This is a genomic window from Caulobacter sp. FV2ye17ST (assembly GCF_058680955.1).
The window spans coordinates 3,826,187-3,845,085 of sequence record NZ_CM178727.1; the positions used below are offsets into that span (position 1 = coordinate 3,826,187).

Genomic DNA, 18,899 nt, shown 5'->3' on the forward strand with positions numbered 1-18,899 from the left:
ACATAGGCTGGCGACCGGGCGGCGGGAAGGCTTGGCGCCATCTCCATCGACACCCATTGGCAAGTCGCTCGACCCTAGGTTAGCGTCTACCCAGGGCTGTGGGCCACCATCGTCGGCGTTGGGGGGTGGCGATGGTCGCGGGGAGTTTTCCGATGAAGCATTCATGGGCCTTGGCGATCCTGGTCGCCGCGATCGCGGGACCCGTTCTGGCCCAGGACGATGAGGACGCCGCCGGCTGGCGGCCCCAGTTCATCGCCGGCGCCAAACCCGCCGACGTCAAGGCCGCCTATCCCAAGGCCGCCTTCGATCAGAAGATCTCGGGCGACGTCACCCTGGCCTGTGTGGCCGACACCGGGGGCAAGCTCAAGGACTGCACGATCTTCAAGGAAGAGCCGGCCGGACTGGGCTTCGGCGCGGCGGCCCTGCAACTGGTCGGCAAGGAGCGGATCAAGACCCGGGACATGTCCGGCGCCTCGGTCGCGGGTCGACCTCTCAAGACCCATTTCGCCTTCCTGGCGCCTGGCGACGCCAATCCCGACTGGGTCAGAAAGCCCAGCCCCCAGGACATGGCCGGCGTCTTCCCCAAAGAGGCGGTCAAGCGCAACCGCGACGGGCGGGCGTCCATCAAGTGCGATGTCACCGTCGAGGGCTTTCTGCAGAACTGCAAGGTGGTGTCCGAGGACCCACCAGGCCTGGGCTTTGGGGTGGCCGGCCTGCAGCTGGCCCCGCAGTTTCGGATGAGCCCGAAGATCCGCGGCGGCAAGGCCATGAGCAGCGATGTCACCGTGCCGATCATCTGGTCGGGTCTGGTCAACAGCAACCTACGCCCCACCGGCCAGAGTCTGGTCTTGGACCCGCCCTGGACCCAGGCCCCGACCGCCATCGAGGTCGCCGCCGCCTGGCCCGCCGAGGCCGGCGACCTGCCCTCCGGCCAGGCAGCCCTGCGTTGCGACCTCAACAAGGCCGGTCGCCTGGCCGGGTGCGAGGTGATTTCCGAAGTCCCCAAGGGCAAGGGCTTTGGCAAGGCCGCCAGAGCGCTGTCGAAGTCCTTCCAGGTCGCCTTCACGGCCGACAAGGCCAAGGATCTCGACGACTACAAGATCGATATCCCCTTCCGCTTTCGCAATCCGGCCACCCCGGATGGGCGCAAACTGACCAAGCCGCGCTGGACCCGCACCCTGAGCCCGCGAGGCATGGCCGACACCTACCCTGCGGCGGCGACAGAGGCTGGCGTGAAGGCCGGGCTTGGTGTGGTGTCATGCAGGGTCACGGCGACCGGCGAACTGACCGATTGCCAGGCCGCGCGCGAGGACCCCGCCAACCTGGAGTTCGCCGCCGCCGCCATGAAGGCCGCGAGCCTCATGCGCATGAACCCCTGGACCGCAGAGGGCGACCCTGTCGACGGCCTTCGCATCATCCTGCCGATCAAGTTCGAATGGCAGGGCCCGCCCCGGGAACCTGCGGAGGCTGTAAAGCCCTGATCGACGACGCAACGGTGGGGCAGAAACGGGGCCGCGACGCCGATAGCGGACGTGTGGTTTGTCGGTGGCGAGCGGCCCTGGCTGAAACTAAGCTTCGCATAGGCTTGGGGCGTCACGGCCTCCAGGGCTCACGACAGTCGATCCTCAGTCACACCAGGAAGGGGCCTGCGCATGATCACCGGTTTGGGGCGGACAGACCTCGCGATCGATCCGGGTCGTCTGGGTGCTGGAAGAGATGGGCCTTCCCTATCGCATAAGGCAGGTGGACATGCTGGCCGCCGAGCAGGACCCCGAGTTTCTGGCGGTAAACCCCGCCAACTACATCCCGGCGGTCCAGGACGGCGAGGTCGTCATGGTCGAGTCGATCGCGATCATGGAGTACCTGATGGCCCGCTACGGGCCCACGCCGCTGGCGCCCGCGCCGCAGGACCCGACCTTCCCCGCCTACCAGCAGTTTCTGCACCTGGGCGAAGCCGGCCTCGCGACCCTGATGATGCCCGTCATTGTCAGCCGCTTCATCGCGCCCGAGGCCGAGCGCGAGAACTGGGGCGCGACCTGGTGCCTGAAGTCGTTTCAGAAGCGGCTGAAGCTGGTCAGCCAACGGCTTGCCAGCTCGCCCTATCTCGCCGGTGAGGCCTTCACCGCCGCCGACATCTCGGTGACTTACGCTCTGACCCTGGGCCAGCGGACCTGCGGCATCACCCTCGGCGACGCCGAACAGGCTTACCTCGCTCGCACCACCGGCCGCGACGCCTACAAGCGCGCGATGGAACGTTCGCACGAGGGGGTGAACACCTGAACTCTGTCTCATCGCCAATCGAGACAGGAGAGGGCAGCGCTCAACACCCGGAACGGGTCGAAAGCACCCATTGCCTATCGACCTGCAAGCGGACGCCTCGGCGTCCCGCTCATCCTTAAATCTCCTGGAGGCTGCAGCGTGCCGGTCTGACCGGCGATCGTCTCGCCGTGAGATTTAAGGAGGGCTCCCTTCGGCGCGAAGGCAGGCGGGCGGCCACTCCAATAAATCACCGTCATTCCCGCCCTTGTGGCGGGAACCCCTGGTTCAGCTGACACGTGAAGCGCCAGCGAAGTGCGCGCGCACTTCGCCCCTCCCGCACCTGCGGCGGACATAGGGGTTCCCGCCACAAGGGCGGGAATGACGGGAGTTATGGGGATTGGCGGCGCTGTATCCCCGTTCTTTCGGAAACAAACTTCAGCCCAATCAACGCGCTACGAAATAATCGATCGCGCCAATCAGACGCGCTGAAACCTCCCGCATAATGCTCTCACCTCGTCGCGAGGAAAGGGCGCAAGGCCAGCGACCATTGCGGCGGCGGGGGGTGATCGAGCGGGACTAGGGTCGAGGGGGATACTCGACCGGTCCGGGGATCCCGGCGTTGCGGGACCCGCCCGCCGTTGGCGTGGATGAGGACAGACGGGTGTGTTCATTAGTCATTAGATTGGCTCGCCCGCCTCGACCGCCGAGCGGCTCCGGAAACGGAGCGGCCCGGCTCCCGGTAAGGCCTGAACAGGGCCACCTGACGGGACGCTGACGGATAACGACCACGCGGAGCGGACGGCTTCGTCGAAACGGTATTTTCTATTTCTCATCCGGACGTGGTCCGGACGCTCCGCGACCCTTTCCATCCCTTCAGCGGTGAACCGCGTGAAGAGGCGAAGCCGTGGCCTAAGGCAAAGCCCGAGACTTCCGGTGCTCATCGATGGCCACGAAGGTGAACACCCCCTCGGTCACCTTGTGCGCCTGCTCGCTGTCGCGGCTGCGGCGCCAGGCCTCAACCCCGACCTTCAGGGAGGTGCGACCGGTGTGGACGACCTTGGCGAACAGGCTGACCTCGTCGCCGACGAAGACCGGGCTGATGAAGGTCATGCCGTCGATGGCGATGGTGGCGCAGCGGCCCGCGGCGCGGTGGAAGGCGATCGAGGCGGCGGCCAGGTCCATCTGCGACAGCAGCCAGCCGCCAAAGATGTCGCCCTCGGGATTGGTGTCGGACGGCATGGCGATGGCGCGCAGCACCGGCGCCTCGTGCGGCCATTCCGCCGCGGCCCAGGCCTCGGTCAGGGTTTCGGCGCGGCGCGACGGGGGAACGCTGTCCGGCACGACCCTAGTGGCCGCCGGCGCCTTCATAGACGCCCGGCGCCAGCTGCTCGTCCTCGTCGTGGCCGGCCGCCGTGGTCGCCACGAAGCGACGGTCGCAATAGGAGCAGTCGACGAAACCCGCCGCGCCCATTTCCAGCCAGACGCGCGGATGGCCCAAGGCGCCGCCGACGCCGTCGCAGGCGATGCGGTGCGAGCGGACCATGATGGTTTCCGGCGCGGGACCCGCGCCGACGGCCGTGACGGCGACGTCCATGGCGGTGGGAGCGGTGGCGGTGACGGTCTTGGCCTTGCGCGCCATGTTCGAAAACCCTTGAAGTCTGGACGCGGCCTTGGCTTGGCGGCGATGCAGGCATACCTATGCGACCTGTCGCGCCGCCGTCAATTCAAGCCGCGCGCCTTCCCTGCCCTATTGTCCCCCGCGGGACCTGACCGGGCCCTATCGTCCCCTCGGGGACCTGTCTGGACGTTGCATGGACCTGCCCGCCTACGCCATCGAAGCCGAAGGCCTGTTCAAGACCTACGCCGCCACCAAGACCTCGCCGGAAAAGCGCGCCCTGAACGGCATCGACCTGAAGGTGCCGCGCGGCTCGATCTTCGGCCTGCTGGGGCCCAACGGTGCCGGCAAGTCGACCTTCATCAACATTCTGGCCGGCCTGACCCGCAAGACCAGCGGCACGGTGCGGATCTGGGGCCGCGACATCGACCAGAGGCCGCGCGACGCCCGCGCCGCCATCGGGGTGGTTCCGCAGGAACTGGCGACGGACGTCTTCTTCACGCCGCGCGAATCGCTGGACGTGCAGGCGGGCATGTACGGCGTGCCCAAGAGCGAGCGGCGCACCGACGAACTGCTCAACGCGCTGGGCCTGGCCGACAAGGCCAATGCCTATGTCCGCCAGCTGTCGGGCGGCATGAAGCGTCGCCTGATGGTGGCCAAGGCCATGGTGCACCAGCCGCCGGTGCTGATCCTCGACGAGCCGACCGCCGGCGTCGATGTCGAGCTGCGCCGCCAGCTGTGGAGCTATGTGAAGGGCCTGAACGAACTGGGCGTCACCATCGTGCTGACCACCCACTATCTGGAAGAGGCCCAGGAGCTGTGCGACCAGATCGCCATCGTCAATCGCGGCGAGGTGGTGGCCTGCGAGCCGACCTCGGTGCTGCTGCGCCGGATGGACAGCCGCAATGTGGTCGTGACGCCGGAACAGCCCGTGACCGTCGCGCCGGTTTTGGCCGGCTTCGAGACCAAGATCCGGGCCGGCGGGGCGTTCGCGGTGTCGTATCGCACCGGTCAGTCCAGCGTCGAGCAGGTGCTGGCGGCCGTGCGGGCCAACGGCATGCACATCAAGGACATCGCCACCGAAGACCCGGATCTGGAAGACGTCTTCCTGTCCCTGACCTATGGCGACCCAAACGCGGCCGATCCGACCCGGGACTGACGGTCGACTCTTGCGTTCCGGAGACGCTTGGACAAACTCCCCCGCTCAAGTTGGGGGTGCGTCGATGAGTTTCCTGGAAAAGCAGTTCGGGCTGAAGGCCCAGGGGACCAGCCTGCGCACCGAGGCGCTGGCCGGGTTCACCACCTTCCTGACCATGGCCTATATCGTCATCGTCAATCCGGCGATCCTGGGCGAGGCCGGTATGCCCGTGGCCGCCGTGGCCGCCGCCACCTGCCTGGCGGCCGGCATCGGCTGCATCCTGATGGGGCTGATCGCCAACTACCCGATCGCCCTGGCCCCCGGCATGGGGCTGAACGCCTATTTCACCTACACCGTCGTGATCGGCATGGGCGTGCCGTGGCAGACGGCGCTGGGCTGCGTGTTCCTGTCGGGCGTCGCCTTCCTGATCCTGACCGTGGCCGGCATCCGCCAGCTGATCGTCGGGGCCATTCCCCGGCCGCTGTTCTCGGCGGTGGCGGCGGGTGTCGGGCTGTTCATCGCCTTCATCGGCCTGAAGGAAGCCGGCATCATCGTCAGCAATCCGGCCACCACGGTCGGGCTGGGCGACCTGACCAAGCCGACCGCGATCCTGGCCCTGACCGGCCTGCTGATCATCGGCGCCCTGATGGCCTGGCGGGTGAAGGGCGCGATCCTGATCGGCATCCTGATCATCGCCGCCGTCGGCTGGTTCATGGGCCTGTCGAAGGTCGCGCCGGGCGGCTACAGCCTCGCCGAACTGTCGGCCACCGCCTTCAAGCTCGACATCCCGGCCGCCCTGCACATCAACGGGGCCATGGGCATGGCCCTGGCCGAGATCATCTTCGTCTTCCTGTTCGTCGACCTGTTCGACAATGTCGGCACCCTGGTGGCCGTGACCAAGAAGGCCGGCCTTGTGGCGCCCGACGGTTCGATCCCGCGCCTGAACCGCATCCTGATGGCCGATTCGGTGGCCACCATCGCCGGCTCGGTGGCCGGCACCAGCACCGTGGTCAGCTATATCGAGAGCGCTTCAGGCGTGCAGGCTGGCGGTCGCACGGGCCTGACGGCGATCGTTGTCGGCCTGCTGTTTCTGCTGACCCTGTTCTTCGCGCCCCTGGTCCAGGCGATACCGGTGGCGGCCACGGCGCCGGCCCTGATCCTGGTGGGCGCCATGATGATCGGTTCGCTGGCCGAGGTGGAGTGGGACGATCCGGGCGTGGCCATCCCGGCCTTCCTGACCCTGATCACCATCCCGCTGACCTTCTCGATCGCCAACGGCCTGGCGTTCGGCATCACCAGCTATGCGGCCCTGAAACTGGTGCGCGGCCAAGCCAGGATCAGCGACTGGCTGCTCTATGTGCTGGCCGCCCTGTTCATCGCCCGCTTCATTTATATGGGAGGCGAATAACCCCGTTTGCGCCGACCGCGCCTTTCGGCTAAGACGCCGTTCCCGCAAGGCGGACGCACCCGTAGCTCAGCTGGATAGAGCGCTGCCCTCCGAAGGCAGAGGTCACAGGTTCGAATCCTGTCGGGTGCGCCAATCTCCCAGACATCGCCAGGCCAGACCGGGCCAGGCAAGTCCGGACCGTCGATCAGGCGGCGGCGGACTTGGCCATCGTCTCGATGATCGAGGCCGGCTCCTTGGTCTGGGCCAGGCAGCCGTACCAGCCCAGGCCCTTGTAGGTCTCGTAGCCGGGGGTGAGCGCGTAGCCCACGGTCAGGTCGCCGTCGGCATAGCTGCCCATCGGCCCGTCCGAGGTGTTGAGCGGAAAGACCTCGGTGAGCACGCCGCGCCCGTCCGAGGAGGCCAGGACGCGGCCCTTCTGGTCCAGCAGCATCACCCGCGAGCGCGAGCGCTCCTCGGTGGTCAGGCGCACGCCGTCGACGACGGCCTGGGCCTGGGGCTTCCAGTCGAAGTGGACGCCCATGACGCCCAGGATCTTGCCGTTGCTCTTGCCGCCTTCGCGGATGGCGGTGGCGTAGGTGGCCACGGGCGCGTCATTGAGGGCTTTCACCCGCTCGATGTCGCAGGCGATGAAGTCGTCGCCGCTGGCGGTCTTCATGGCCTCGCGGAACCAGGGGGCGTCGGCCGCCGAGATGTTGCGGGCGCCGGGATAGCGATCCGGACGCCCGGTGGCGATAACCCGCCCCTTGGCGTCGCAGATCCACAGGTCGAGATACACGGTGTAGGCGTCCAGGATCACACCCATCCGCTCGCTGGCGTGGCGGGCGCTCTCGGCCGACAGATCGTCAACGCAGGCGACGACGGCGGAATCGGTGGCCCACCAGCGCACGTCGCAGGTGCGTTCATAGAGGTTTCGATCGACGATCTCGATGGCGTTCAGCGCCAGATCGGCCAGACGCTGGCCGCGCATGTGGCCCAGGATCGCCCCGCCGATCGCGGTCAGCTCGTCCAGATCGGCGCGCACCTGGCTTTCAAGGGCCGCGGCGACGACGTCGATCTCGGTGGAGATCTTCTTGAATTCCTCGGCGACGATGGCGAAGCCCTTGCCCGCCTCGCCCGCCCGGGCGGCGACGATCAGGGCGTTGATCGACAGCATCTTGGCCGCGCGGTTGACCCGGGCGATCTCGCCGATCTTTTCCCCGGCGACCGTACTCAGGCGTTCGGAGAGGTCGAGTATCCTCTCCGGGCGCAGGCTGGCGTCCTGTTCCAACTTAACGGGTCCCCACGCAAAACTTTACCGAATCACCTGAGAGTCACGCAAGAAGACGCCTACGTCACGCGCGCCATGTGTCACATCGCCACAGCATCAACCATTTTCGCCAAAATGGCGAATCCAAGCGATCAGCAGCCGATATTGTGAGCGCGATTTGCTTAAAATATCGGCAAATCAGTCACTTGCCTTAGACGTCCACCTCGGCGTCCAGGGCGTTTTCCTGGATGAACTCGCGACGCGGCTCGACCAGATCACCCATCAGACGGCTGAACATGTCGTCGGCGTTGTCGGCATGTTGCACCTTGACCTGCAGCAGGGTGCGGGCCTCGACATCGAGGGTGGTCTCCCACAGCTGGTCAGGGTTCATCTCGCCCAGGCCCTTGTAGCGCTGGATCGACAGGCCCTTGCGGCCGGCGTCCATCACCGCGCCCACCAGATCCATCGGTCCGCGGACGGTGGTCGACTTGTCCTTGCGGCGGAACACGGCGCGGCCCGAGAAGATCTCGGCCAGAGCCCCGGCGCGCTCGGCCAAACGGCGGGCGTCGGCGGCGTGCAGCAGGCCATCGTCCAGCACCACGCTCTCGGTGACGCCGCGACGGATGCGCTTGAACACATAGGCCGTGTCGCCGCGCTCGCCGGTCCAGGGGCCGTCGCCTTCTTCGGCGTAGAGGTCCAGGCGCGCGGCGGCGGCGGCGATGTCGGGGCTCTCGCTGAGCAGGCCGGCCAGCGCCGTCTGCTCCACGGCGAAGGCCGGGGCGCGGGCGGCCAGGCGGTCGATATTGCCCTTGGCCTGACGGCACAGCTGGATCAGGGCCAGGAGGTCCTTGCCGGTGCGGCGCTCGCCCGACGGCAGGTCCAGCTCGGCCCCGTCGACGCCCTCGTCGATCAGGAAGGCGTCCATCTCGCTGTCGTCCTTCAGATAGCGCGAGGACTTGCCCTTGGCCGCCTTATAGAGCGGCGGCTGGGCGATATAGATATAGCCGCGCTCGATCAGCTCCGGCATCTGCCGGTAGAAGAAGGTCAGCAGCAGGGTGCGGATGTGGGCGCCGTCGACGTCGGCGTCGGTCATCAGCACGATCTTGTGGTAGCGCACCTTGTCGGCGTTGAAGTCGTCGCGGCCAATGCCGGCCCCCAGGGCCGTGATCAGGGTGCCGATCTGGTCGGACGACAGCATCTTGTCGAAGCGCGCCCGCTCCACGTTCAGGATCTTGCCGCGCAGGGGCAGAACCGCCTGGTTGTCGCGGTTGCGGGCCTGCTTGGCGGAACCACCGGCCGAGTCACCCTCGACGATGAAGATTTCGGACTTGGCCGGATCGCGTTCGGCGCAGTCGGCCAGCTTGCCGGGCAGGCTGGTGATGTCGAGCGCGCTCTTGCGGCGGGTCAGTTCGCGGGCCTTGCGGGCGGCTTCGCGGGCGGCGGCGGCTTCGGCGATCTTGGAGACGATGGCCTTGGCTTCGGTCGGGTGTTCCTCGAACCAGGAGGCCAGGCCTTCCTGCACCAGGTTTTCGACGGCCGGGCGCACCTCGGACGAGACCAGCTTGTCCTTGGTCTGCGAGCTGAACTTGGGATCAGGCACCTTGACCGACAGCACGCAGGTCAGGCCTTCGCGGGCGTCCTCGCCCCCGACATTGACCTTTTCCTTTTTGGTGATGCCCGAGCTCTCGGCGTAGTTGGTGATGATCCGGGTCAGGGCGCCCCGGAAGGCCGAAAGGTGCGTGCCGCCATCCCGCTGCGGGATGTTGTTGGTGAAGCACAGCATGTGCTCGTGGTAGCTGTCGTTCCACCACAGGGCCAGGTCGATCTCGACCTTGTCCTTGCGGCCGCGAATGACGATCGGCGTCTTCAGCAGCGGGGTCTTGGCCTTGTCGAGGTGGCGCACGAAGGCCTCGATGCCGCCCTCATAGTGCAGCTTTTCTTCCCACGGCTCGGCGTCGCGCAGGTCGCGGAAATAGATCGTCACGCCCGAGTTCAGGAACGCCAGCTCGCGCAGGCGGTGCTCCAGCGTCTTCCGATCGAAATCGATGAAGGCGAAGGTTTCCTTCGACGGGAAGAAGGTGACTTCGGTGCCCGTCAGGGTCTGGCCGGCCTTGGGGCCTTCCGACCGCACCGGCGAATCGCCGGTCTGGGCCAGCGAGGTCACCGCGTCGCCGCGCTCGAAGCGCATCTGATAGCTGTGGCCGTTGCGGTGGATCTTCAGCTCCAGCCAGTCGCTGAGCGCGTTGACCACCGAGACGCCGACCCCGTGCAGACCGCCGGAGACCTTGTAGCTGTTCTGGTCGAACTTACCGCCGGCGTGCAGCTGGGTCATGATGACCTCGGCCGCCGAGACGCCTTCGCCTTCATGGATGTCGACCGGGATGCCGCGCCCGTCGTCGGTGACGGTCACCGAGCCGTCGGCGTTGAGAATGACCTCCACCTTGGTGGCGTGGCCGGCCAGGGCCTCGTCGATGGCGTTGTCGACCACCTCATAGACCATGTGGTGCAGGCCCGAGCCGTCGTCGGTGTCGCCGATATACATGCCGGGGCGCTTGCGCACCGCGTCCAGGCCCTTGAGCACCTTGATCGAGTCGGCGTCATAGTCGCCGCCCATCACTTCGGGGGCCGCCATCTGCGAGCCGTCGGCGGTGGTCAGACGGTCGCCCGAGTTGTCTTCAGCGGGGCCTTCGGTCTCTTGCGTCATACGTCTTCCAAAGCGGTCAGGCCGGCGTCGCACACGCGAACGCCAAGAGCCCGACCTTTGAGGTGGTCGAACAGCAACTCGTCCGTGCCGGTGAGGAAGGCCTGGAGCTTGAGCGCCGTGATTTCGTCAGCCAGAGCGGCTCGCCGGGTAAGGTCGAGATGCGCGGCGACTTCGTCGAGCAATACTATAGGATTCGGCGCGGATTCCGCACGCGAAAGTCGCGCCGCCTGGGCCAAAACCAGGTTCAGAATCAGCGCTTTCTGCTCTCCGGTCGAGCATTCCGCCGCCGGACGGTCCTTCTCGACGTGCAGGATGTCCAGATCACCGCGATGCGGACCGGTCAGGGCCCGTCCGGCGGCCCCGTCGCGGGGCCGGGCGGCGACCAGGGCCGTGGCCAGACGCAGCTCGATCTCGGCGAATTCGATACCCTCCAGCGCCAGTTTTTCCCACTCGCCGGTCAGGGACAGCCTGGCCTGGGGAAAGGGCCGGTCGCCGCGGCCGTCGATCTCGGCCTGCAGGGCGACCAGGGTGCGGGCGCGGGCCTCGGCCATCAGGGCGCCGGCCTCGGCGAGGCGTGCTTCCAGGGCGGTCAGCCACACGGGATCGGCCGGCGCCCCGCTCTCGAAGGCGTCGGTCAGCAGGCGCATGCGTTCGCGCTGAGCCTTGTCATAGGCGTTGGCGTGGCTGGCATGCGACGGCTCGCCGGCGAATACCAGCCGGTCGAAAAAGCGGCGGCGCTCGGAGGCGGCCTCGAGGAACAGGCGGTCCTGGGCCGGGGTCAGCCAGATGGGGCGGATGTGATCGGCCAGCCGGCCGGGGGGCACGGTCTCGCCCTCCACCCGCACCAGCCGCCGGGTCTGGCCGCCGATCTCGACGCCCGTGCCCAGCTGCACCGGCTCGTCCAGACCCGCCTCGACCTGCGCCGCCACGGCCCAGGCCCGGCCCGTGGCCTCGCCGGGCATGCGACGACCCACCTCGGCCAGGCTGGAGCCGCGCAGGCCCTTGCCGGGCGACAGCAGGCTGATGGCCTCCAGCAGGTTGGTCTTGCCCGCGCCATTGGCCCCGAACAGATAGACGCTGCGACCGCCCGTCTCGAGGCGGGCGTGCGCGTAGGACCGGAAGTCGGTCAGGGTCAGGGTATTGATCGCGGCCGACGCCATGGGGGTCTCTTAAGGCAGGTTGGCGGTGGCGTCACGTTGGCTCCCTTCCCTCCAGAGAGACTCCCTTCCCCCTTGATGGGGGAAGGGAGAAGACACGGGCTCTCAGCCTCACGCGACGGCTCGCTGAAGGGATGGAAAGGGTCGCGGAGCGTCCGGACCACGTCCGGATGAGAAATAGAGATTACCGTTTCGACGAAGCCGTGCGCTCCGCGTGACCGGTTCACAAGAGCCTGCGCTTGGGCGGTATTGTGACGCCTCGTACGCTCCCAGCCCCAGACGGGCGGCGTGAATAGCGTTCACGCCGGGCCGCGAGCCATTACGCCCGCCTGTCCCCGCTCGATCACACCCCGCCGCCGCAATGGTCGCTGGCCTTGCGCCCTTTCCCTGCGACGAGGTGGGTACAGAATACGGGAGGTTTTACGGGGGCTGCGTCGATTGTCTGGACGCCCGTGTCGGCGCCCAGGAGCGTGACGCTCAACAAAGCCCGTCATCCCGGGACTTGTTCCCGGGACCCATGGGTCGGCCGCACGGTCGGCGGATCACAAACCCCTTACGGCGCAACGGAACGATGGGTCCCGGGGACGAGCCCCGGGATGACGGGGATTGTATGGGGCGGCTCGTGATGCTCCCCTTCAGGGGGAGAACTTGGGGCGTCTATCCCCATCCCCATCCGGGGACGGCGCGCTCCCGATCCCCGCGCTCGCCTACCCGAAATACCGCCGCGCGATGTCCAGATTGTCCTTCTGCCAGACCCCGGCCGCGCCCATCAGCACGCGCATCATGTTGGCCTGAAAGGTCTGGCGCGCCGCGTCGCGGTCGACCAGCTCGCGGAGCGGCTCGTCGAAGCGGGCGTCCGGAGCGATGGCGCGATGGACGGCGTAGTTCATCGCCATCAGGTCGATGCGGTGCTCGACCGCGCCGAACGCCGCCTCCACGCGCTGGGAGCGGTCGAACCAGGTCTCGCAGCCGGTAAAGTCCGTCGCTTCCCAAAGGGTGAGCATGTTGTCGAACAGCTCGACGAACAGCTCTTCGCGCAGTCCCTGGGTCATGGCCTGCCGGGCGGGATCAGACCCGCAGCGGCATCAGCACGTATTTCACGCCCGGATCGGTCGGATCGACCACCAGGGTGGGGCTGGCCGGGTCGGCGAAGCGGAACTCGGCGATCGGGCCGCCGATCTGGCCGCAGACGTCCAGCAGATAGCGGGCGTTGAAGCCGATCTCGAAGGGCTCGCCGTCGTAATCGACCTCGACCTCTTCGACGGCCTGGCCGGCTTCCATGTTGCGCACGGTCAGGGTGATGCGGCCCGGCTCGATGGCCAACTTCACCGAGCGGCTCTTCTCGGCCGAGATGGTGGCCACCCGGTCGACGGCCTTGGCGAACAGGTCGTTGTCCAGGGTCAGGATCTTGGCGTTGTCGCGCGGGATGACGCGCAGATAGTCGGGGAAGGCGCCGTCGATGACCTTGGAGGTCAGGGCGGCCGCGCCGAACTCGAAGCGCACCTTCTGGGCGCTGACCTGCAGGTCGACATGCTCGCCGGCCGATTCCATCAGGCGGCGGGCCTCCTGGATGGTCTTGCGCGGCACGATGATGCCCGGCAGGCCGGCGGCGCCTTCAGGGGCGTCCATTTCAGCCAGCGCCAGGCGGTGACCGTCGGTGGCCACGGCGCGCAGCTTGACCACGCCGCCGTCATTGACGGTGTGGAGATACAGGCCGTTCAGATAGTAGCGGGTCTCTTCGGTGGAGATCGCGAACCGGGTCTTGTCGATCAGGCGGATCAGCTCATTGGTGTCGACGGCGATGCGGCCCGACAGGCCATCGCTGCTCATCACCGGGAAGTCGCCCGCCGGCAGCACCGGCAGGTTGAAGCGCGAGCGGCCGGCCTGGATTACCAGGCGGGGGTCGTCGCCGCTGAAGCTGAGCGACACGTCCGAACCATCCGGCAGCTTGCGGACGATCTCGTACAGGGTGTGGGCGGGCGCGGTGATCTGGCCGGGCACGTCGATCTGGGCCAGGCCCTCGTCGATGATCTCCATGTCCAGGTCGGTGGCCGAGAAGCTGAGCGTGTCGCGATCCGCCGACAGCAGGATGTTCGACAGGATCGGGATGGTGTTGCGGCGCTCGACGACGCTCTGCACATGCCCCAGCGCCTTCAGCAGCGCCGCCCGTTCGATCGTAAGCTTCATAATCAGGTCCAGATCGCGCGGCCATCGCGAGCAGGTGAGTCGCGCGCGGGCCCCGTAGTGAATGGACCGCCGACATTAGCGAAATCGCGCGTTGGGGGAAGGGGGCCGAACCCCTTGTCAGCCACGAAACCGCGCCTATCTACTGAGAACCATTCGCAACAAGGAGCGCGCGCCATGCGCCTCGCCCTCAAGACCCTGACCTACGCCTCGATGCACCTGACGGTGGCGGTCGCCGTCGCCTACGCCCTGACCCGCGACTGGCGCGTGGCCCTGGCGGTGGGCATCGTCGAACCGCTGGTCCAGACGGTGTTTTTCAACCTGCACGAACGGGCCTGGTCGCGGGCCGACAAGCGCCGCGACCAGAAGCGCCGTCAGGACTTGATGTCGACCGAACCGCCCGAGCCGTCGGCATCGGTGTTGGCCCCGGCATAGGGGTTGGCGCCGCCGCCCGAGGACGGTTCGGCCGAACCTGGCGCCGTCGAGCCCTTGGCCGCCACGGCGACCATGGCCGGACGGATCAGGCGGCCCATCAGCTCGTAGCCGGCCTGCAGGAACTGGATGACGCCGCCGGCCGCGACCTCGGTCGAGGGCTGTTCCATCACCGCCTGATGCAGGTGGGGGTCGAACTTCTCGCCCTTGGCCGGCTCGATCTTCTTGAGGCCATTGCGTTCGAAGGCCGCCAGAAGCTCCTTCTCGGTCATCTCGACGCCGATGATGTAGTTGGTCACCGCCGGATCCTGGCTGTCGCGCGGGCTCATGGCCGTGGCGCGCGACAGGTTGTCGGCCGCGCCCAGCAGGTCGCGGGCGAACTTCTGGATCGCATAGGCGCGGGCGTCGTTCATCTCGCGCTCGGCCCGGCGCTTGGTGTTTTCCGCTTCGGCGGCGTAGCGGAAGACCTGATCCTTCAGGGCCGCCACTTCCAGCTTCAGCGCCTCGATTTCCTGAGCGGCGTCCTCGGCTTCCGGGGCCATGTCCATCTCTTCAACCGGCGCTTGATCGTCACTCATCGCGTAGTCCCTATCCATCCATCATCCGGCCGAGCACGCGGGCGGTATAGTCCACCAGCGGGATCACCCGGGCATAGTTGAGGCGCGTGGGGCCGATCACGCCGATCGCGCCCAGCACCTTGCGTTGGCCCGTCATATAGGGCGCCGCGATCACGGAGGAACCCGAAAGCGAAAAGAGTCGTGTTTCGGCTCCGATGAAAATGCGCACGCCCTGCGCTTCGCGGACGTCGTCGAGCAGGCCGATCAGCTGGCCCTTCTGCTCCAGATCGTCAAACAGCATCCGGACGCGCTCCAGATCCTCGCGCGCGCCGGGCTCGCCCAGGAGGTTGGCCTGGCCGCGCACGATCAGGGCCCGGGCGTCGCCCTCGCCGCCCCCCCAGGCCGCCAGACCGTCCTCGACCAAACGCGCCGCCGTCTCGTCCAGTTGCCGGCGGGCGGTCTCCAGCTCGGCCCGGACCTCGTCCTTGGCCTCGCTGAGCGTGCGGCCGCGCAGGCGGCTGTTGAGGAAGTTGGACGCCTCCTGAAAGGCCGAGGGCGTCATGCCGGCGGCGCGCTTCATCAGGCGGTTCTCGACCGTGCCGTCCTCGAAGACCATCACCGCCAGGGCCTGGTCGCCGCCCAGGGCCACGAACTCGACATGCTTGACCCCGCCCTCGCGGACGGGCGTGACCACGATGCTGGCCCCGCCGGCCAGGCCCGACAGGATCGAGCCGGCCTCGGCCAGGGCTTCCTCGAACGAGCGGCCGCGCGAGAACAGCCGCGCCTCGATGGCCTGGCGCTCTTCCTGGCCGACATCGCCGACCTCCAGAAAGCCGTCGACGAACATCCGCAGGCCCGCATGGGTGGGCATCCGTCCGGCGCTGGTGTGAGGCGCGTCCAGCAGGCCCAGCTGGGCCAGGTCCTGCATGGTGTTGCGGATCGAGGCCGGCGACAGCGACATCCCGCCCCGCGACAGCGTGCGCGAGCCCACCGGCTCGCCGGTCTCCAGATAGGCTTCCACCACCCGCTTGAAGATGTCGCGCGCCCGCGCGTCCAACTCCGTCAGACCGGGGGTGCGACCAAACAATTGCGTCATGGCGTTAAGCCGGAGACCTCGCTGAAATCAGAAAAGCGGCGGGCGCTCTTTCAAGTTCCCGTCGCAGATAGGATAAGCGGCCCCTTCCCACAGTTAAAGCCGGAGTTTCCAATGCGTCCCTCGAACCGCGCCCCCGACCAACTGCGCGCCGTCACGCTGGAGACCGGCGTCAACCGCTATGCCGAGGGCTCGTGCCTGATCGGCTTTGGCCACACCAAGGTGCTGGTCACCGCCAGCGTCGAGGAAAGCATCCCCGGCTGGATGCGCGGCAAGGGCCAGGGCTGGGTCACGGCCGAGTACGGCATGCTGCCCCGCGCCACCCACACCCGCGGCCGCCGCGAGGCCGCCGCCGGCAAGCAGACCGGCCGCACCCAGGAAATCCAGCGTCTGATCGGCCGGTCCCTGCGCGCCGTGGTCGACCTCAAGGCCCTGGGCGAGCGCCAGATCACGCTGGACTGCGACGTCGTCCAGGCCGACGGCGGCACCCGCACCGCCGCCATCACCGGCGCCTGGGTCGCCCTGCGCCTGGCCACCCAGTACCTGCTGGACGAGGGCGTGCTGAAGACCGACCCGATCACCGGCCAGGTCGCCGCCGTCTCGTGCGGCGTGTTCGCCGACACCCCGGTGCTCGACCTCGACTATGAGGAAGACAGCAATGCCGAGGCCGACAGCAATTTCGTGCTGACGCAGGGTGGCGACATCGTCGAAATCCAGGCCACCGGCGAAAAGCGCGGCTTCACGCGGAGCGAGTTCGAGTCGCTGTACGGCCTGGCCGAAAAGGGCATCGGCGAGCTGTTCGCCTTCCAGATGGCGGCCATCGGGAAATAGGCGCCGGGGCCCGGAAACGGCTCCGTGACGCCGCGCCCTCTTGCCGGAGGGCGCGGCGAGCCCCAGATTCCTGAGTCTGAGACAGGAGATGGGCGTGCCTTCACCGTTCCCGCCACCATTCCAGGGCCATGAGGTCGAGGCCCGGCTGCGGCCCTCGGCCGAGGCCTATCCGTTCGACCTGGACACCGTGCTGGACTCCGTCGTCGCCCTCGAGGCGCGCGTGGCGTCCGACGCCTATACGGCCAATATCCTGGGGACCGAGCGCATCGGCAACGGCGTGGTGATCAGCCCCACGGGGCTGGTCCTGACCATGGCCTATCTGATCACCGAGGCGCGGGAAGTGATCCTGACGCTGAATGACGGCCGCCGGGTCTCGGCCCATGTGCTGGGCTTCGACCCCCGCAGCGGGCTGGGCCTGGTCCAGGCCCTGCAGCCGCTGGACCTGCCGGCGATGCGCATCGGCTCGTCCAGGGACCTGCCCGCCGGCTCGGCGGTCATCGCCGCCGGGGCGGGCGGGCGCGACCACGCGGCGGCGGCCCAGATCGTCACCCGCATGCCGTTCGCCGGCTACTGGGAATATCTGCTCGACGACGCCATCATGGCCGAGCCCGCCCACCCGCACTGGAGCGGTGCCGCCCTGATCGGCCCCAAGGGCGACCTGGTGGGCCTGGGGTCGCTGAGCCTGGAGACCCGGGGCCGCGACGGGTCGTCAAAGCCGATCACCATGTTCGTGCCCGCCGAACTACTGCCGCCCATTCTCGATGATCTGGCGCGGGGCAAGTCGCCCCATCCGGCCCGCCCGTGGCTGGGCGTGTTCGCCCAGGAGATCGAAGACCACGTCGTGGTGGTCGGCATCTCGCCCAAGGGTCCGGCGGCGCGGGCCGAGCTGCGGCCCGGCGACATCATCCTGGCCGTCGACGGCCAGGGGGTCGCCGACCTGACCGAGTTCTACACCGCGCTGTGGAACCAGGGCCCGGCCGGGGCGACCATTCCCCTGCGCGTGCTGCGCGAGGGCGACAGCTTCGAGGTCGAGATCCGCTCAATGGACCGCGCTACCCTGCTGAAAAAGCCGCGATACAACTGACAAGTGCTCGTCTGATGGGCGCGGCGAAGCGTCTCACCCAACCTTCAGCACAAGCATCTGCTCGTTAACCTTGTCGTGGCATAAGCTCATCCCATGCGAGCAACAGCCCGACAAACCGCCTCCGCCGCCGACCAGCGCGCCTATGCGCGGCGGCCGACCTCGCGGAAGGTCTATCTGGTCAGCGGACGCGATACGCTGCGCTGCGCCCTGATCGACGTGGCCGAGGGCGGCGCGCGGATCCGGCTATTGGGTACGCCCCTGCCGGAGGGGGATCTCTACTTGGTCGACACCCGCGTGCGACGCATCCACCTGGCCCGATCGGTGTGGCAGTCGGATCGCGAGGCGGGCCTGCAGTTCGTCGAGAGCGATACCCTGGACCGTCCCGGCGGCGGCGTGGAAGGCGCGGCCGAGGCCGCCCTGCTGTTTGCTAGACGTCGCGCCCGCCAGGCGGCGGCCCTGGAAGCCGAGCTTTAGTCTCCAGCGCCTCGACCAGTCTCGGCGCGAGCCATTCGGCCATCTTCGCCTGCCCCTCGGCGTCGGCCAGCAGGTCCTGACGAACCTCCAGTTCCAGATAGTCCAGACCGCGCGCATCGGCGTGCAGCGGGATGGTGTTGTCGGTCGCGTCCATCGCATAGGGCGCGTTGTCGCCGACCGCTTGCCCCAGATCCGCTCGCAACCTGGCCAGCACGGCCGACGAGAACGGCGAGTCGTGACGGTGCAGCACGCCCAGCCGCCACGGCCGGTCCACGCCCTGCATCGACGGCGTGAAGCTGTGAAGGGCGATCAGGATGGTCGGTCGCCCGGCCCTCGCGTCCAGGGCGGCGGCGATCGCGTCCTGATAGGGGGCGTAGATCTCGGCCATGCGGGCCGCGACGGCTTGCGGCGAAAGGTCCCGATTGCCGGGGATCGGCTCGCCGTCGCTGACCGCCGGCGTCGCGCCGTCGGCCCCGGGCCGGCGATTGCAGTCAACGACCAGCCGCGAATAGACCTGCGCGATGAAGGTGGCGTCCAGCAGGGCCGAGAGCCGCGTTCCAAGACCCGCAATGCCGATATCCCAGGCGATGTGGCGGTCGAGGGCGGCGTCGCTGACGCCTAGCCGGTCCAGCCGCCTCGGGATTTCCCGTCCCGCATGGTCCCCCAGAAGCAGAAAGGCCGACGGGGCGCCCGCATTGAGCACAATGACCGGGTCCG

General features: G+C 67.9%; 18 protein-coding genes, 1 tRNA gene and 2 pseudogenes. 10 read left to right on the top strand and 11 right to left on the bottom strand.

Going from position 1 to position 18,899, the window contains the following annotated elements; genetic code table 11:
- Positions 1–152 precede the first annotated feature (152 nt).
- Together ACW17V_RS18345 and ACW17V_RS18350 are read left to right on the top strand one after the other, a co-directional pair.
- On the top strand, positions 153–1,481 hold the full coding sequence (locus ACW17V_RS18345) for an energy transducer TonB (protein ID WP_492106478.1): 1,329 nt from the start codon (positions 153–155) through the stop codon (positions 1,479–1,481).
- Between the two features lie 223 nt (positions 1,482–1,704).
- On the top strand, positions 1,705–2,280 hold the full coding sequence (locus ACW17V_RS18350; RefSeq protein WP_492106479.1) for a glutathione S-transferase family protein: 576 nt from the start codon (positions 1,705–1,707) through the stop codon (positions 2,278–2,280).
- Positions 2,281–2,498: 218 nt separating this feature from the next.
- Here ACW17V_RS18350 and ACW17V_RS18355 read toward each other — a convergent pair.
- The 3 genes and pseudogenes from ACW17V_RS18355 to ACW17V_RS18365 all read right to left on the bottom strand — a co-directional run.
- Positions 2,499–2,647, bottom strand: a pseudogene (locus ACW17V_RS18355) (hypothetical protein); the annotation flags it as partial.
- 521 nt (positions 2,648–3,168) lie between these two features.
- Positions 3,169–3,627: an acyl-CoA thioesterase gene (locus ACW17V_RS18360; RefSeq protein WP_492106480.1), complete on the bottom strand. Its 459-nt coding sequence runs from the start codon at positions 3,625–3,627 to the stop codon at positions 3,169–3,171.
- A complete protein-coding gene (locus ACW17V_RS18365) occupies positions 3,605–3,898 on the bottom strand; it encodes a zinc-finger domain-containing protein (RefSeq protein WP_492106481.1) in 294 nt (97 codons plus the stop codon). Before ACW17V_RS18365 ends, ACW17V_RS18360 begins: the two co-directional genes overlap by 23 nt.
- 172 nt (positions 3,899–4,070) lie before the next feature.
- On the opposite strand from ACW17V_RS18365, the gene ACW17V_RS18370 reads away from it, so the two are divergent.
- The 3 genes from ACW17V_RS18370 to ACW17V_RS18380 all read left to right on the top strand — a co-directional run bounded on the left by ACW17V_RS18370 (position 4,071) and on the right by ACW17V_RS18380 (position 6,552).
- Positions 4,071–5,033: an ABC transporter ATP-binding protein gene (locus ACW17V_RS18370; protein WP_492106482.1), complete on the top strand. Its 963-nt coding sequence runs from the start codon at positions 4,071–4,073 to the stop codon at positions 5,031–5,033.
- A gap of 64 nt (positions 5,034–5,097) precedes the next feature.
- Positions 5,098–6,420 (top strand): NCS2 family permease, encoded by a 1,323-nt coding sequence (locus ACW17V_RS18375; RefSeq protein ID WP_492106483.1) that lies wholly within the window; start codon positions 5,098–5,100, stop codon positions 6,418–6,420.
- Positions 6,421–6,475: 55 nt separating this feature from the next.
- Positions 6,476–6,552 (top strand) — tRNA-Arg (locus tag ACW17V_RS18380).
- 52 nt (positions 6,553–6,604) lie between these two features.
- On the opposite strand, the gene ACW17V_RS18385 is transcribed toward ACW17V_RS18380, so the two are convergent.
- The 3 genes from ACW17V_RS18385 to recF all read right to left on the bottom strand — a co-directional run bounded on the left by ACW17V_RS18385 (position 6,605) and on the right by recF (position 11,530).
- Positions 6,605–7,687, bottom strand: coding sequence for a cache domain-containing protein (locus ACW17V_RS18385; protein WP_492106484.1), 1,083 nt, complete (start codon positions 7,685–7,687; stop codon positions 6,605–6,607).
- Positions 7,688–7,877: 190 nt separating this feature from the next.
- Positions 7,878–10,370 (bottom strand): DNA topoisomerase (ATP-hydrolyzing) subunit B, encoded by a 2,493-nt coding sequence (gene gyrB, locus ACW17V_RS18390; RefSeq protein ID WP_492106485.1) that lies wholly within the window; start codon positions 10,368–10,370, stop codon positions 7,878–7,880.
- The gene (gene recF / locus ACW17V_RS18395; protein ID WP_492106486.1) at positions 10,367–11,530 is read right to left on the bottom strand and encodes a DNA replication/repair protein RecF; all 1,164 of its coding nucleotides are present in this window, start codon (positions 11,528–11,530) and stop codon (positions 10,367–10,369) included. Before recF ends, gyrB begins: the two co-directional genes overlap by 4 nt.
- A 325-nt stretch (positions 11,531–11,855) precedes the next feature.
- On the opposite strand from recF, the pseudogene ACW17V_RS18400 reads away from it, so the two are divergent.
- Positions 11,856–12,001: pseudogene (locus tag ACW17V_RS18400) on the top strand (hypothetical protein); the annotation flags it as partial.
- Positions 12,002–12,234: 233 nt separating this feature from the next.
- On the opposite strand, the gene ACW17V_RS18405 reads toward ACW17V_RS18400, so the two are convergent.
- Both ACW17V_RS18405 and dnaN read right to left on the bottom strand, forming a co-directional pair.
- The gene (locus ACW17V_RS18405) at positions 12,235–12,579 is read right to left on the bottom strand and encodes a hypothetical protein (RefSeq protein WP_492106487.1); all 345 of its coding nucleotides are present in this window, start codon (positions 12,577–12,579) and stop codon (positions 12,235–12,237) included.
- A gap of 16 nt (positions 12,580–12,595) precedes the next feature.
- Positions 12,596–13,714 (bottom strand): DNA polymerase III subunit beta, encoded by a 1,119-nt coding sequence (gene dnaN / locus ACW17V_RS18410; protein ID WP_492106488.1) that lies wholly within the window; start codon positions 13,712–13,714, stop codon positions 12,596–12,598.
- Between the two features lie 174 nt (positions 13,715–13,888).
- Between dnaN and ACW17V_RS18415 the strand changes: the two genes are divergently transcribed.
- The gene (locus ACW17V_RS18415; RefSeq protein WP_492106489.1) at positions 13,889–14,146 is read left to right on the top strand and encodes a DUF2061 domain-containing protein; all 258 of its coding nucleotides are present in this window, start codon (positions 13,889–13,891) and stop codon (positions 14,144–14,146) included.
- Here ACW17V_RS18415 and grpE read toward each other — a convergent pair.
- Both grpE and hrcA read right to left on the bottom strand, forming a co-directional pair.
- Positions 14,086–14,721, bottom strand: coding sequence for a nucleotide exchange factor GrpE (gene grpE / locus ACW17V_RS18420; protein ID WP_492106490.1), 636 nt, complete (start codon positions 14,719–14,721; stop codon positions 14,086–14,088). The genes ACW17V_RS18415 and grpE overlap by 61 nt on opposite strands.
- A 10-nt stretch (positions 14,722–14,731) precedes the next feature.
- Positions 14,732–15,796, bottom strand: coding sequence for a heat-inducible transcriptional repressor HrcA (gene hrcA / locus ACW17V_RS18425; RefSeq protein WP_492106491.1), 1,065 nt, complete (start codon positions 15,794–15,796; stop codon positions 14,732–14,734).
- A gap of 111 nt (positions 15,797–15,907) precedes the next feature.
- Between hrcA and rph the strand changes: the two genes are divergently transcribed.
- The 3 genes from rph to ACW17V_RS18440 all read left to right on the top strand — a co-directional run bounded on the left by rph (position 15,908) and on the right by ACW17V_RS18440 (position 18,182).
- Positions 15,908–16,624: a ribonuclease PH gene (gene rph / locus ACW17V_RS18430; protein WP_492106492.1), complete on the top strand. Its 717-nt coding sequence runs from the start codon at positions 15,908–15,910 to the stop codon at positions 16,622–16,624.
- Between the two features lie 94 nt (positions 16,625–16,718).
- A complete protein-coding gene (locus ACW17V_RS18435; protein ID WP_492106493.1) occupies positions 16,719–17,708 on the top strand; it encodes a S1C family serine protease in 990 nt (329 codons plus the stop codon).
- Between the two features lie 93 nt (positions 17,709–17,801).
- The gene (locus tag ACW17V_RS18440; protein WP_492106494.1) at positions 17,802–18,182 is read left to right on the top strand and encodes a PilZ domain-containing protein; all 381 of its coding nucleotides are present in this window, start codon (positions 17,802–17,804) and stop codon (positions 18,180–18,182) included.
- Here the strand turns inward: ACW17V_RS18440 and ACW17V_RS18445 are convergent.
- Positions 18,136–18,885, bottom strand: a complete 750-nt coding sequence (locus ACW17V_RS18445) for an N-formylglutamate amidohydrolase (protein WP_492106495.1) — start codon at positions 18,883–18,885, stop codon at positions 18,136–18,138. The genes ACW17V_RS18440 and ACW17V_RS18445 overlap by 47 nt on opposite strands.
- Between the last annotated feature and the right edge of the window lie 14 nt (positions 18,886–18,899).

Coding starts and splice junctions, on each gene's coding strand:
- ACW17V_RS18345 (WP_492106478.1), top strand. CDS start 153: ATGAAGCATTCATGGGCCTTGGCGATCCTGGTCGCCGCGATCGCGGGA.
- ACW17V_RS18360 (WP_492106480.1), bottom strand. CDS start 3,627: ATGAAGGCGCCGGCGGCCACTAGGGTCGTGCCGGACAGCGTTCCCCCG.
- ACW17V_RS18365 (WP_492106481.1), bottom strand. CDS start 3,898: ATGGCGCGCAAGGCCAAGACCGTCACCGCCACCGCTCCCACCGCCATG.
- ACW17V_RS18370 (WP_492106482.1), top strand. CDS start 4,071: ATGGACCTGCCCGCCTACGCCATCGAAGCCGAAGGCCTGTTCAAGACC.
- ACW17V_RS18375 (WP_492106483.1), top strand. CDS start 5,098: ATGAGTTTCCTGGAAAAGCAGTTCGGGCTGAAGGCCCAGGGGACCAGC.
- gyrB (WP_492106485.1), bottom strand. CDS start 10,370: ATGACGCAAGAGACCGAAGGCCCCGCTGAAGACAACTCGGGCGACCGT.
- recF (WP_492106486.1), bottom strand. CDS start 11,530: ATGGCGTCGGCCGCGATCAATACCCTGACCCTGACCGACTTCCGGTCC.
- ACW17V_RS18405 (WP_492106487.1), bottom strand. CDS start 12,579: ATGACCCAGGGACTGCGCGAAGAGCTGTTCGTCGAGCTGTTCGACAAC.
- dnaN (WP_492106488.1), bottom strand. CDS start 13,714: ATGAAGCTTACGATCGAACGGGCGGCGCTGCTGAAGGCGCTGGGGCAT.
- ACW17V_RS18415 (WP_492106489.1), top strand. CDS start 13,889: ATGCGCCTCGCCCTCAAGACCCTGACCTACGCCTCGATGCACCTGACG.
- grpE (WP_492106490.1), bottom strand. CDS start 14,721: ATGAGTGACGATCAAGCGCCGGTTGAAGAGATGGACATGGCCCCGGAA.
- hrcA (WP_492106491.1), bottom strand. CDS start 15,796: ATGACGCAATTGTTTGGTCGCACCCCCGGTCTGACGGAGTTGGACGCG.
- rph (WP_492106492.1), top strand. CDS start 15,908: ATGCGTCCCTCGAACCGCGCCCCCGACCAACTGCGCGCCGTCACGCTG.
- ACW17V_RS18440 (WP_492106494.1), top strand. CDS start 17,802: ATGCGAGCAACAGCCCGACAAACCGCCTCCGCCGCCGACCAGCGCGCC.